Below are 13,134 nucleotides of genomic sequence, written 5' to 3'. Positions count from 1 at the left end.
AAGATCCGCCCCTGACGGCTTCGTGCCTGTTCAGGGGCGGATCTGACTGGCCTCGCTGTGCGCCCTCGGCAGGATTCGAACCTGCGACACCTGCCTCCGGAGGGCAGTGCTCTATCCACTGAGCTACGAGGGCCCGTCGCTGCGGACGATCGATAGCTTATCGCATCGGTGATGTGCTCATCGGTGGGGGTCCCCCGCGCCGTGCCGGGCCGTTCGTGGCTGCTGTGAGCCGCGGGACCCGTGGCCGGTGCGGTGCGCCACACTGTTCAGCATCGTCCGGAATCATGCATACTTTGCTATGTATTGAATGCGAGCACGAGGAGAGCTGACAGATGGGGCACGGGCACGGACACGGTTCGGCCGCTGACGCCGGTAGCGCGTCCGGGCGGTACGTGACCAGGCTGTCAGTCGCCTTCGGGATCCTGTTGGCGTTCTTCGTCCTCGAGGCCAGCGTCGGTTTGCTGACCTCATCGCTCGCCCTGCTGTCCGATGCCGGGCACATGTTCACCGACGTGCTGGGCGTGGGCATGGCACTGGCCGCGATCACCGCAGCCCGACGACCCGCCACCAACAAGAGCACCTTCGGCCTCTACCGGATCGAGGTGCTGGCCGCGCTGGCCAACGCCGTGCTCCTGTTCGGCGTCGCCGGCTACATCCTCTACGAGTCGATCGGCAGGTTCATGCGCCCTCACGAGGTCGCTGGCGTGCCGATGATGCTCACCGCCGCCGCAGGCCTGGTGGCCAACGTCGTCGTGTTCCTGATGTTGCGCGAGGGGGCGAACGAGAGCCTCAACGTCCGGGGCGCCTACCTGGAGGTCCTGGCCGACACGATCGGCTCCGTCGGCGTTCTGGCTGGCGGTTTCGTGACCTGGGCCTTCGGCTGGTACCTCGCAGACCCGATCATCGCTGTGGCGGTCGGGCTGTTCGTGCTGCCGCGGACGTTCAAACTGGCCCGCCAGGCGCTTCGCATCCTCGTGCAACAGGCACCCGAGGGCGTCGACGTCAGCGCTCTCAGCGACGAGCTGGCTGCGCTCCCCTCGGTCACCGAGGTGCACGACCTGCACGTGTGGACGCTGACCTCAGGCATGGAGGTGGCCTCGGCCCACCTGACCATCAAGCCGGGCGCGGACAACGGAGGCGTGCTCGTGGCCGCGCAGCGGCTGCTGTCCGAGCGCTATCACATCGAGCACGCGACTCTGCAGGTCGAACCGGCCGAGTGCGCCAAGCGCTGCCAGCAACTGACCTGGTAGTAGCGGCGGGCAGCAGGCAGGAAGGTTCCCTTCTGCGGACCTGAACGCCGCCGAACCAGAACGGCCGCCCCCGGAAGGAGGCGGCCGTTCTGCTACTGGAAGGTTCCCCTGCTCAGCTCATCGGCAGCGGCTTCGCGCCGCGCTGCTCGAGCATGGTCGTCATCAGCTTCATCTCGCTGCCCTGCGACCCGAGCATGTTGTCGGCGAGGGCGCGAACGGCCGGCACTCCTGCGTGGGCTGCACCGGACTTGGCCATGGGAGCCCCGCCCCGGTGGTGCCGGAGCATCAGCTGCAGGAAGTAGACGTCGAACTCCGGGCCGCTGGTGGCCTGCAGTCGAGACATCTCCTCGCTGGTGGCCATGCCGGGCATCAGCGCGCCACCAGTGGCCATCGGCGTGGTCGCGTGCTCGCCGTGGTCGTGCCCGGACTTCATCCACTGCATCAGCGGGCCGTCGGGGTGCCCGGGGCGGTCCCACAGGCTCAGCCAACCCTGCATGCGACCGATCTGGTTGCGCTGGTTGGTCTCGATGTCGAACGCCAGCTGGCGCACCTCCACGGTCGTGGCGCGCTCGCGCGCGAGCGTGGCCATCGTGACCGCTTGCTGGTGGTGCAGGGACATGTCCTGGGCGAACCCGACGTCGACCGCTGTCGGTTGCTGAGCCTGCTGCTGGGACTCGTCGGACGACGCATCCCCGAGCAGCATGCCGCCAGCGGCGCCGAACAGCAGCAGGGCGACGGCTCCGATCACGCCGATGATGATCTGCGGAACGCGGCGGTTCTGTGGCACCGGGATCACTGACCCATCGGGGAGCCGGCGTTGGCGCCCTCACCGCTCATCGGGATCGCGTCCGGCCCCGGAGGGGTGGAGTTGAACTCGGGCGGGTTGTTCGTGTCGAACGCGCCCGGGTACGCCTGGCACGAGCCGCCGATCTCCGGGTAGACGCCGTTGTTGTTCTGGCGCAGCGCGGTGATGAACTGGTCGATGCGCGGGTCGTCGGCGTTGTCGACCTTGAGCTGGTGGCCCCACGACTGCAGCGAGATCGGCTTGTCGAGGCCCGGGTAGGGCGACATCATCGTGTAGGGCTTGCCGTCGACGCGCTGCTTGAGCTTGTCGATCCCGGCCTGGTCGACCTTGTCGGGGTTGTAGGCGATCCACACCGCGCCGTGCTCGAGCGAGTGCACCATGTTTTCGCTGCGCACGGCCTGCGGGTAGACGACACCGGTGCAGTCGGCCCAGACGCCGTCGTGCGGGCCGCCGAACGGCGGGTTCTTGTCGTAGGCCACCCGCTGGTTGGGCTGCACGTGCTTCTGGCCCGCGTACTCGGCGGTCTTGACGCCCGGGATGTTCTTGGAGGGGTCCGGGTTCTGCGGGGATGGCTTGAACTCCGCCGCAGCCTGCTCACGTGCGGTCTGCGCCGCGTTGGCCTCGGCCTTGTCCGAATGCTTGTTGTAGACAAACCCGAAGATCGCGGCCGCGAACACGGCCACCACGGTCACCAAGATGATCGGCAGCCACGGCACGGACCGTTGGTTGACCACGGCGGCACTGCTTACCGCTTTGTTCTTCTTGCTCGACATCCTGCTCGCAAACCTCGTCTCGCCAGAACCGGGGACCAGCGCCCGCCAGTGTAGGGATTGCCGAGTTCGCGGTGGGGTGCTAGGCGAGTGCTCGCCATCGCACGTTCGCGTCACGACATCCGAGGTGACCCGGCTCGATTCGATGCTGTGCGGGCACATCCTGCCCGATGTGATCAGCGCGTGGTGGTGCGGCAGGCCGGTGGAGCAGGGGAACCTTCCTGCCATCGCGATCCCGCCTGGTCGGTAGGCCGGGTCACGACGGGCTACCCGTTGGCTGAGCAGCGCGGACGCATCCCTAAACTGCTCAGGGTGACTCCCGCCGCGCTCGCAGAACTGGTCCGCAACACCGCCGTCGACGTGCTCTCCGCCCGTGGGCTGGACACGTCCGTGCTGCCCGAGGTCGTCACCGTTGAGCGACCCCGCAACCCGGAGCACGGCGATTACGCGACCAACCTGGCGATGCAGGTCGCCAAGAAGGCCGGTGTGGTGCCGCGCGACCTGGCGACCTGGCTGGCCGAGGCGCTGGCCGATCAGGACGGCATCGACTCCGTCGACGTGGCCGGACCCGGGTTCCTGAACCTGCGGCTGGCCGCCGACGCGCAGGGCCAGATCGTGCGCGAGGTGCTGGTCAACGCCGCCGACTACGGTCGCGGGGACCTCTACGGCAAGCTCAAGGTCAACCTCGAGTTCGTCTCGGCGAACCCGACCGGTCCGATCCACCTCGGGGGCACCCGCTGGGCCGCCGTCGGCGACGCGCTGGGCCGGGTGCTCTCCGCGCAGGGCGCCGAGGTCACCCGCGAGTACTACTTCAACGACGCCGGAGCGCAGATCGACCGCTTCGTGCGCTCGTTGATCGCCGCCGCCAAGGGCGAGCCGGCCCCCGAGGACGGCTACGGCGGCGACTACATCGTCGAGATCGCCACGAAGGTCACCGAGGCAGAACCGGGCGTGCTGGATCAGCCCGAGGAGCAGCGGCACGAGACCTTCCGGCGCGTCGGCGTGGGCCTGATGTTCGAGGAGATCAAGCAGAGCCTGCACGAGTTCGGCACCGACTTCGACGTCTACTTCCACGAGAACTCGCTGCACCTGTCCGGCCAGGTCGCCGAGTGCGTGGAGTCGCTGAAGTCCTCCGGGCACCTGTACTTCGACGAGAACGCCTGGTGGCTGCGCTCCACCGAGTTCGGCGACGACAAGGACCGGGTGGTCATCAAGAGCGACGGCGATCCCGCCTACATCGCCGGCGACATCGCCTACCTGCGCGACAAGCGCTCCCGCGACTTCGACCTGTGCATCTACATGCTGGGCGCCGACCACCACGGCTACATCGCTCGCCTGAAGGCCGCCGCCGCGGCGCTGGGCGACGACCCGGCGGTGGTCGAGGTGCTCATCGGGCAGATGGTGAACCTGGTGCGCGAGGGCAAACCGGTGCGGATGAGCAAGCGCGCGGGCACCGTGGTCACCCTCGAGGACCTGGTCGAGGCGGTCGGCGTGGACGCGGCGCGGTACTCGCTGATCCGCTCGTCGGTGGACTCCGCGGTCGACATCGACCTCGACCTGATCAGCAAGCGCACCAACGAGAACCCGGTGTTCTACGTGCAGTACGCGCACGCCCGGCTGTCGTCGTTGCAGCGCAACGCGGCCTCGCTGGGCATCGAGCGCGGCGACGTGCAGAATGCCGACCTGTCGCTGCTCACCCACGAACGTGAGGGCGACCTCATCCGCACCCTCGGGGAGTTCCCCCGGGTGGTGCGCTCGGCCGCCCAGCTGCGCGAACCGCATCGGGTGGCCCGCTACCTGGAGGACGTGGCCAGCGCGTACCACAAGTTCTACGACGCGTGCCGCGTGCTGCAGCCCGGTGATGACCAGGCCACCCCGCTGACCGTCGCGCGGCTGCAGCTGTGCGAGGCCACCCGCCAGGTGCTGGCCAACGGTCTCGGCCTGCTCGGCGTCAGCGCCCCGGAGCAGATGTAATCGCAGGTGTGCGCGACACCCTGAGCAGCGCTGCTCGGGGAGCTCACCCTGCCCGCACACTCACCATCCTGCCCACCTGCAGGTTGCGAAGGAGCGTTTCACGATGCGCGCCCATCCCGCCGGGCCACGGCACGCCGACGTCGTGCCGCCCGGGAACACCGCGGGACCGACTCCGGTCAGTACCGACGACATCGACCACCTGCACCCGCACGTGTGGCCGCGCAACGCCGAGCGCGGCGAGGACGGCGTGGTGCGCGTCGCGGGCATCGACGTCCGCGAGCTGGCCGAGCAGTACGGCACGCCGCTGTTCGTGCTCGACGAGGACGACTTCCGCTCGCGCTGCCGCGAGTACGCCGAGGCCTTCGGCGACCCGGCGGCCGTGCACTACGCCTCCAAGGCGTTCCTGTGCACCGAGCTGGCCCGCTGGGTGGCCCAGGAGGGCCTGAGCCTGGACGTGTGCAGCGGCGGCGAGCTCGCCGTGGCGTTGCGCGCCGGGTTCCCCGCCGAGCGGATCACCTTCCACGGCAACAACAAGTCGGTCGCCGAGCTGACCGCCGCGGTGGAGGCCGGGGTCGGTTCGGTGGTGCTGGACTCCTTCCACGAGATCGCCCGGCTGGAGCACATCGCAGCGGAGCGCGGTGTCGCGCAGCGCGTGCTGGTGCGGGTGACCGTGGGCGTGGAGGCCCACACCCACGAGTTCATCGCCACCGCGCACGAGGACCAGAAGTTCGGCTTCTCGCTGGCCTCCGGGCAGGCCGCGGAGGCGGTGCGCCGGGTGCTCAAGGCGGACTCGCTGGTGCTGGCCGGCCTGCACAGCCACATCGGCTCGCAGATCTTCGACGTCGACGGCTTCGAGCTGGCCGCGCACCGAGTGGTGCGGCTGCTGGCCGACCTGCGCGAGGAGCACGGGGCCGAGGCCCTGGCCTCCGCCACCACCGTCGATCTCGGCGGCGGCCTGGGCATCGCCTACACCTCCGACGACGACCCGCTGCCCCCGGATCAGCTGGCCGGGCGGCTGCGCGAGATCGTCGGCAAGGAGGCCGACAACGCCGGGCTGCCGATGCCCAGCATCGCCGTGGAACCGGGCCGCGCCATCGTCGGGCCCGGGATGATGACCGTTTACGAGGTCGGCACCACCAAGGACGTCGCGCTGGGCGCGGAGGTGCAGCGGCGCTACGTCAGCGTCGACGGGGGGATGAGCGACAACATCCGCACCTCGCTCTACGACGCGGTCTACGACAGCCGACTCGTGTCGCGCGCCGCCGAAGCACCCGCCGCGCTGTCCCGCATCGTGGGCAAGCACTGTGAATCCGGTGACGTAGTGGTGCGCGACTGCTGGCTTCCAGAGGACATTGCTCCGGGAGACCTGCTCGCAGTGGCCGCCACCGGCGCCTACTGCTACGTGATGGCCAGCAACTACAACCGCCTGCCGAAGCCGCCCGTCGTGGCGGTTCGAGCAGGTCAGGCTCGGTTGCTGCTGCGCAGGGAGACCGAGGACGACCTGCTTCGGCTGGAGGTGTGAGTGATCCGGGACCGTGAACCGATCAGGGTCGCGCTGTTGGGGTGCGGCACCGTCGGTACCGAGGTGCTGCGGCTGCTGCGGGATCAACCGGAGGAATTCGCGGCGCGCACGGGTGCGCCGATGCTCGTCACCGGGGTGGCTGTGCGACGTCCGCACAAGCATCCCGAGGTTCCCGAGAACCTCATCACCACCGACGCCCACGCCCTGGTCGAGGGCGACGTGGACGTGGTGGTCGAGCTCATCGGGGGCATCGAGCCCGCCCGGTCGCTGCTGCTGACCGCGCTGCGCTCCGGCAAGTCGGTGGTGACGGCGAACAAGGCGCTGCTGGCCGAGCACGGCTCGGAGCTGTACGCGGCGGCCGACGAGTCCGGTGCGGACATCTACTTCGAGGCCGCGGTCGCCGGGGCCATCCCGCTGCTGCGTCCGCTGCGCGAGTCGTTGGCGGGTGACCGGATCGACCGGGTCATGGGCATCGTCAACGGCACGACGAACTACATCCTCTCGGCGATGGACTCCACCGGAGCCGGCTACTCGGAGACCCTCGACGAGGCCGGGCGCCTGGGGTACGCCGAGGCGGACCCGACCGCTGACGTGGACGGCTTCGACGCCGCGGCGAAGGCCGCCATCCTCGCATCGCTGGCCTTCCACACCCGCGTGACGGCCAACGACGTGCATCGGGAGGGGATCTCCGCGGTCACTCCGGGCGACATCGCAGCCGCGAAGGCCCTCGATCGCACGGTCAAGCTGCTGGCGATCTGCGAGCGGGTGGTCGACGCCGAGGGCAACGAGTCGGTGTCGGCCCGGGTGCACCCGGCGATGATCCCGCGCAGCCATCCGCTGGCCGGCGTCGGCGACGCGTTCAACGCGGTGTTCGTGGAGGCCGAGGCGGCCGGGCAGCTGATGTTCTACGGCCAGGGCGCTGGTGGGTCGCCGACCGCCAGCGCGGTGCTGGGAGACCTCGTCGCAGTTGCTCGCAACAAGGTCGTGGCGGGCAAGGGACCTCGCGAGTCGGCGCACGCGCAGTTGCCGGTGCAGCCGATGGGCAAGACCCCGACCCGCTACCACATCAGCCTCGACGTGGCGGACAAGCCGGGCGTGCTCTCGCAGGTCGCGGCCACGTTCAACGAGCACGATGTGAGCATTTCGGTGGTGCGTCAGCAGGGGCGTGGCGAGGAGGCGAGCCTCGTGGTGGTCACCCACACCGCCCCGGACGCAGCACTTTCGTCCACAGTGGACAAGATCGCGCAGCTTTCGATCGTGCGCGAGGTGGTCAGCGTGATGCGCGTGGAAGGTGAAGCGACGTGACGAACATCCAGGGTGCGCCGGCGGTCTCCGGTGCCGGGTGGCCGGGTCTGATCGAGGCCTACCGGGACCGGGTCGACATCCCCGACGGGGCGCGGGTCGTGACCCTTCAGGAGGGCAACACCCCGCTGGTCGCCGCGCCGCACCTCTCGGAGCTCACCGGCTGCACCGTCTACCTCAAGGTGGAGGGCGCGAACCCCACCGGTTCGTTCAAGGACCGCGGCATGACGGTGGCCATCACGCACTCGCTCGCCGAGGGCAGCAAGGCCGTCATCTGCGCCTCCACGGGCAACACCTCCGCCTCGGCGGCCGCGTACGCCGCGCGCGCCGGGCTGACCTCGGCGGTGCTGGTTCCGCAGGGCAAGATCGCGCTGGGCAAGCTCGCCCAGGCCGTCGTGCACGGCGCGAAGATCCTTCAGGTTCAGGGCAACTTCGACGACTGCCTCGAGCTCGCCCGCAAGACCGCCGCCGAGCACCCGGTGACCCTGGTCAACTCGGTCAACCCGGTGCGCCTGGAGGGGCAGAAGACCGCCTCGTTCGAGATCTGCGACGTGCTGGGCAGGGCGCCCGACGTGCACTGCCTGCCGGTCGGCAACGCGGGCAACATCACCGCGTACTGGAAGGGCTACACCGAATACCACGGTGACGGCCTCGTCGAGCAGCTGCCGCGCATGTTCGGCTTCCAAGCCGCCGGTGCCGCGCCGCTGGTGCACGGCCACCCGGTCGCCGAGCCGGAGACCGTCGCCACCGCGATCCGCGTCGGCAGCCCCGCATCCTGGGAGAACGCGGTCAAGGCCAAGGACGCCTCGGGCGGCCTGTTCTCGGCGGTGACCGACGAGGAGATCCTGAGCGCCTACCGGACCCTGGCCAGCCGGGAGGGCGTGTTCGTCGAACCGGCCTCGGCTTCCAGCGTCGCGGGCCTGCTGGCCACCGCGGCCGACGGCAGGCTGCCCACCGGATCGACCGTGGTCTGCACGGTGACCGGCAACGGCCTCAAGGACCCGGACACGGCGCTGGCCGGCATGGTCGAGGTCGAGCCGCTGCCCGTCGATCCCGGTGCCGTGGCCAGCGCCCTGGAGCTGCGGTGAGCGCGCTGCCGGTGACCGCCGTGCGGGTGGTGGTGCCGGGTTCGACCGCCAACCTGGGCTCGGGGTTCGACGCTCTGGGCATGGCGCTGTCGTTGCACGACGCGGTCTCCGCCCGCGTCGTCGACGGCGCGCCGGGCACCGCGACGGTGTCCGTGCGCGGGCAGGGTGCGGGTGCGCTGCCCGGCGACGAACGGCACCTCGTGGTGCGAGTGGTGCACGACACCCTTGCCGAGCTGGGCTTTTCATCCCCGCCGGCGCTCGAACTGCACTGCGAGAACAACATTCCGCACTCGCGCGGTCTCGGTTCCTCGGCGGCGGCCATCATCGCAGGCATCGCCATCGCGCACGGGCTGGCCGGGCTCGACCCGCGCGATCCGGTGAACGCGCAACGCGCGCTGCACCTGGCCGCGTTGCGCGAGGGGCACGCCGACAACGTGGCCGCCAGCCTGCACGGCGGCTTCGTGCTCGCCTGGCGCGAGCCCGAGTCCTTCCGCGCGGTGAGCCTGCGACCGCACGCCGACATAGCGCCGGTCGCGCTGGTGCCGCAGGTGGAGTCGTCGACGCGGACCACCCGCGGACTGCTGCCGGACAACGTCCCGCACGCCGATGCCGCGTTCGCCGCGGGTCGTGCCGCGCTGACCGTGGAGGCGATCACCCGCAGGCCGGACCTGCTGCTGGAGGCCACCGAGGACCGGCTGCACCAGGACTACCGCGAGCCGGCCTGGCCGGAGACGGTGGCGCTGATGCGCAAGCTGCGGGCCGCCGGTATCGCCGCCGCCGTGTCCGGTGCGGGGCCGACGGTGCTCGCGCTGCCCGTCGGCCGCGAGGACCTCGGCGGCGTCGAGACGGGCGGGTTCCAGGTGCTGCGGCTCCCGGTGGACACGCGAGGCGTGCAGCTGCACGTCGAGGGCTGATCCTCCTCGTCGGTGGGCGGGTGCGGTGGTGACCGGAAGGTTCCCTCGCACCCGCCCCGGCGCCGGTTCCGTGCCCAGTTGTCTTCCCTGTTCACCGCCCCCGCGGCGACGCAGCCCGGCGCGAAGTGGTAGAAAGGAAGTGTCGCCGACAGCCCGACCGCGTTGAGTCGCTCGGGGTCGTCGCGAACCCGGCCCGCAACGGCCGCGCTCGCTCCCAGGGCTTTCGCTGGCGGAAAGTCGACGGCTTGATCTGAACGGGCGCCACGCGCTCAGGGGGTTGTTGCACCGGGACTACGGGGCGTCTACCCTCAAGGTCAATCAGTCACCGCGCCTAGGGCCGGTGCCGTGGCCGGAACATCGTTTTCCGGTACGCACTCTCCCGCTGTGAATTGGACTTTGCCCGACACGGGTGAAGATCAACTTGGCGGGTTCGGCGGTCGCGGTGGCCGAGGCAGGAGTTGTCAACTCAATGCGAGTTCGCTTCGGGGCCATTCGGTGCCGATCCGTTGCCGATGTCGGGGTTTGGGCCTTAAGTTCCACGGTGTGGCCCTCAAGGTGATCATGACGCCGGCCCGGTTCCCGAAGCTTCCCGGTCTACGGGGTCATAGCAAGAGTCGGGGATTCCTGGAATGAGGCAGCAGTACGTGCATCGGCACGTGTGGATCGGAGTGGATGCGTCGCACATGGACCACGCGAGCCGGGTGCCTCCGTCTGCCCGGTGCTGCTGGTTCCCCGAGCCAACGCCGTCGTCGGTAATGCTGCGCGAGCGGGGCGAATCCGACCGGCGCAAGGGCTGGTAGCACACACCGGCCGCCCGCACTCAGATGAGCGGGCGGGCAATCCGCTGGATCGCGTAGGAGGCGCGGTCCGGTCAGGAAGGACATTCGTGAGCAACACCGAACTGTTGAGCAGCGAGGCGGCCAACGGCTCCTCATCTGCTGGCCAGCAGGACGCCGAGGCCAACGGCACTCCGCGGCGACGCGGCGGGCTTTCCGGCATGGTTCTCGCCGAGCTGCGCCAACTCGCGGGGGAACTGGGGATCGAGACCGGCGGCCTGCGCAAGGGCGATCTGATCGCCGCCATCAAGGAAAAGCAGGGTGGCGCCACGGCGCCGCGCGCCCGTTCCACCAAGAAGGCCGCGGGGAGCACCGGGGAGAGCACCTCTTCTTCCAAGGCCCAGCAGCCCGCCCTCGACGAGACCGAGAGCGGCGAGAAGGCGGGGAAGACGGAGAAGCCCGAGAAGGCCGAGAAGACCTCGCGGGACAACGCGTCCGAGTCGAACGGCAACAACGGCTCGTCCGCGCCGACTCGCAACCGCCCTCGCCGTTCCGGCGAAGGCGACGACGACAGCCGCCGCGGGGGCAGCAACAACCGCCGTCGGCGTTCGTCGGGCCGCAACAACGCAGGCGGCGAGTCCGGCGGTGGCGACGAGCAGCGCGGCGGGGGCAACGAGCGCAAGGCCGACGGCAACCGGGACAGCAATCGCCAGGACAACCGGGACAACCGGGACAACCGTCAGGACGATGACGACGAGGGCGGCCGTCGCGGTCGCGGCCGTCGGTTCCGCGACCGCCGCCGCAACCGCGGCCGCGGTGAGGGCGGCGAGCCGGAGGTCCGCGAGGACGACGTGCTGCTGCCGGTCGCCGGCATCCTGGACGTGCTGGAGAACTACGCCTTCGTGCGCACCTCCGGCTACCTGGCGGGCCCGAACGACGTCTACGTGTCCCTGTCGCTGGTCCGCAAGTACGGTCTGCGCCGCGGCGACGCGATCAAGGGCGTCATCCGCCAGCCGCGCGAGGGCGAGCAGCAGCGGCAGAAGTTCAACCCGCTGGTGCGGGTCGACTCGATCAACGGCCTGGAGCCCGACGCGGCCAAGGGCCGGAACGAGTTCCACAAGCTGACGCCGCTGTACCCGAACGAGCGACTGCGCCTGGAGACCGAGCCGCAGCACCTCACCGGCCGGATCATCGACCTGGTGATGCCCGTGGGCAAGGGGCAGCGCGCGCTGATCGTCTCGCCGCCGAAGGCGGGCAAGACGATGGTGCTGCAGGCGATCGCGAACGCGATCACCACGAACAACCCCGAGTGCCACCTGATGGTCGTCCTCGCCGACGAGCGGCCGGAAGAGGTCACCGACATGCAGCGCTCGGTCAAGGGCGAGGTCATCGCCTCGACCTTCGACCGCCCGCCGTCGGACCACACCACGGTCGCCGAGCTGTCCATCGAGCGCGCCAAGCGCCTCGTCGAGATGGGCCACGACGTGGTCGTCCTGCTGGACTCGATCACCCGGCTGGGGCGGGCCTACAACCTGGCCGCGCCGGCGTCCGGGCGCATCCTGTCCGGTGGCGTGGACTCCACCGCCCTCTACCCGCCGAAGCGGTTCCTGGGCGCGGCCCGCAACATCGAGAACGGCGGCTCGCTGACCATCTTCGCCACCGCGCTGGTGGAGACCGGTTCGACGATGGACACGGTCATCTTCGAGGAGTTCAAGGGCACCGGTAACGCGGAGCTCAAGCTGGACCGCAAGCTCGCCGACAAGCGGCTGTTCCCCGCGGTCGACGTGGATTCCTCCAGCACTCGGAAGGACGAGATCCTGCTCTCGCCCGACGAGTTGGCCGTCACCCACAAGCTGCGCCGGGTGCTCGCCGCGCTCGACGCCCAGCAGGCGCTGGAACTCCTGCAGGATCGGCTGCGCAAGTCGAAGACCAACATCGAGTTCCTGATGCAGGTCGCCAAGACCACCCCGGGCAAGGAAGAGGACTGATCCTCGACCCGACCGGACGAGAGGGGCCCGCACCGAGATCGGTGCGGGCCCCTCTCGCGTGCGCGGGTGCGGCGGTGGCAGGGAGGTTCCCTTCCTCGGCTCGCATCGGGCGGTGACAGGAAGGCTCCCCTGCTCGCTCAGGAGGTGTGCAGGCACTCCACCTCGTCGCGGTTGCGGTGGGTCCGGACCAGCAGGGTCGCCAGCAGCAGCACCGCGAGCGGGCCGATCGCCAGGGCGACCGCACGCGGGAGCACCAGGCCGTTGAGGCCGATCGCGCAGGCGATCATGAGCACCGGGTAGCCGAATCGCAGCCCGATCCGCTGCCAGCGCTGGCCCCACCGCACGTTGCCGGCGCTGACGATCGTCAACCCGGCCGCGAAGCCGAACAGCAGCGGAGTCGACAAGGTCAGGTAGCCGTCGAGGTCGGGTTGGCGGAGCGCGTGGTCCAGCAGCGCAGCGACCCCGCTGGCGCTGCCGAGGAACAGCAGGGGCAGCAACATCCACGAGCGAATCGTGAGCCTGCCCAGGAACGCGCACAGCAACACGGCAAGAAGCATGGACGGTCCGCGGTCGGGAAGCATCCTCGCGAGGCGCCGCTTCGCCGGACGGTCGTCTCGTTGCGGCGGGCGGTTGCGGAGGCACGACGAGCGGCGCCTGGAATAGCGACGTGCGCACCTGCGTTGCAGGTCGCGTGCCCACGTCTGGCACAATCGAAGGCTGTTCCGGCTCCGGTTCACCACGTCGC

Annotated in this window: 10 protein-coding genes and 1 tRNA gene; 7 read left to right on the top strand and 4 right to left on the bottom strand. The window is 69.9% G+C overall.

Annotated elements, in window-relative coordinates; all coding sequences use genetic code 11:
* Window positions 1-60 precede the first annotated feature (60 nt).
* Window positions 61-133, bottom strand: a tRNA-Arg gene (locus tag ACFQRI_RS06170).
* Between the two features lie 199 nt (window positions 134-332).
* On the opposite strand from ACFQRI_RS06170, the gene ACFQRI_RS06165 reads away from it, so the two are divergent.
* Window positions 333-1,250 carry a cation diffusion facilitator family transporter gene (locus ACFQRI_RS06165; protein WP_380665364.1) on the top strand — a complete coding sequence of 306 codons (918 nt, stop codon included), beginning with the start codon at window positions 333-335 and terminating at the stop codon, window positions 1,248-1,250.
* 112 nt (window positions 1,251-1,362) lie between these two features.
* Here the strand turns inward: ACFQRI_RS06165 and ACFQRI_RS06160 are convergent, their stop codons facing one another.
* Window positions 1,363-2,037 (bottom strand): DUF305 domain-containing protein, encoded by a 675-nt coding sequence (locus ACFQRI_RS06160; protein WP_380665362.1) that lies wholly within the window; start codon window positions 2,035-2,037, stop codon window positions 1,363-1,365.
* Between the two features lie 5 nt (window positions 2,038-2,042).
* Entirely contained in the window at window positions 2,043-2,828 is a 786-nt protein-coding gene (locus tag ACFQRI_RS06155; protein ID WP_380665360.1) for a DUF3105 domain-containing protein, read from the bottom strand.
* Window positions 2,829-3,137: 309 nt separating this feature from the next.
* On the opposite strand from ACFQRI_RS06155, the gene argS reads away from it, so the two are divergent.
* The 6 genes from argS (at window position 3,138) to rho (ending at window position 12,389) form a co-directional block, all read left to right on the top strand.
* Window positions 3,138-4,799, top strand: a complete 1,662-nt coding sequence (argS, locus tag ACFQRI_RS06150; RefSeq protein WP_380665358.1) for an arginine--tRNA ligase — start codon at window positions 3,138-3,140, stop codon at window positions 4,797-4,799.
* A 103-nt stretch (window positions 4,800-4,902) separates the two neighbouring features.
* Entirely contained in the window at window positions 4,903-6,321 is a 1,419-nt protein-coding gene (gene lysA, locus ACFQRI_RS06145; protein ID WP_380665356.1) for a diaminopimelate decarboxylase, read from the top strand.
* Window positions 6,322-7,626 carry a homoserine dehydrogenase gene (locus tag ACFQRI_RS06140; protein WP_380665354.1) on the top strand — a complete coding sequence of 435 codons (1,305 nt, stop codon included), beginning with the start codon at window positions 6,322-6,324 and terminating at the stop codon, window positions 7,624-7,626.
* The gene (thrC, locus tag ACFQRI_RS06135; protein ID WP_380665352.1) at window positions 7,623-8,711 is read left to right on the top strand and encodes a threonine synthase; all 1,089 of its coding nucleotides are present in this window, start codon (window positions 7,623-7,625) and stop codon (window positions 8,709-8,711) included. Before ACFQRI_RS06140 ends, thrC begins: the two co-directional genes overlap by 4 nt.
* On the top strand, window positions 8,708-9,625 hold the full coding sequence (thrB, locus tag ACFQRI_RS06130; protein ID WP_380665350.1) for a homoserine kinase: 918 nt from the start codon (window positions 8,708-8,710) through the stop codon (window positions 9,623-9,625). Before thrC ends, thrB begins: the two co-directional genes overlap by 4 nt.
* Window positions 9,626-10,511: 886 nt before the next feature.
* Window positions 10,512-12,389, top strand: coding sequence for a transcription termination factor Rho (rho, locus tag ACFQRI_RS06125; protein WP_380665346.1), 1,878 nt, complete (start codon window positions 10,512-10,514; stop codon window positions 12,387-12,389).
* A 137-nt stretch (window positions 12,390-12,526) separates the two neighbouring features.
* Here rho and ACFQRI_RS06120 read toward each other — a convergent pair whose 3' ends face one another.
* The gene (locus ACFQRI_RS06120; RefSeq protein WP_380665344.1) at window positions 12,527-12,946 is read right to left on the bottom strand and encodes a hypothetical protein; all 420 of its coding nucleotides are present in this window, start codon (window positions 12,944-12,946) and stop codon (window positions 12,527-12,529) included.
* Window positions 12,947-13,134: the final 188 nt, after the last annotated feature.

Origin of the sequence: Saccharopolyspora griseoalba, assembly GCF_042665275.1 — a bacterium.
Taxonomy (GTDB): Bacteria; Actinomycetota; Actinomycetes; order Mycobacteriales; family Pseudonocardiaceae; genus Saccharopolyspora; species Saccharopolyspora griseoalba.
Note: the sequence above shows the minus strand (reverse complement) of the source record. Positions and strands in the feature narration are given on the sequence as shown.

Excerpts from the sequence above, each read along its gene's own strand:
- lysA (WP_380665356.1), top strand. The coding sequence starts at position 4,903 with ATGCGCGCCCATCCCGCCGGGCCACGGCACGCCGACGTCGTGCCGCCC.
- ACFQRI_RS06165 (WP_380665364.1), top strand. The coding sequence starts at position 333 with ATGGGGCACGGGCACGGACACGGTTCGGCCGCTGACGCCGGTAGCGCG.
- ACFQRI_RS06120 (WP_380665344.1), bottom strand. The coding sequence starts at position 12,946 with ATGCTTCTTGCCGTGTTGCTGTGCGCGTTCCTGGGCAGGCTCACGATT.
- ACFQRI_RS06155 (WP_380665360.1), bottom strand. The coding sequence starts at position 2,828 with ATGTCGAGCAAGAAGAACAAAGCGGTAAGCAGTGCCGCCGTGGTCAAC.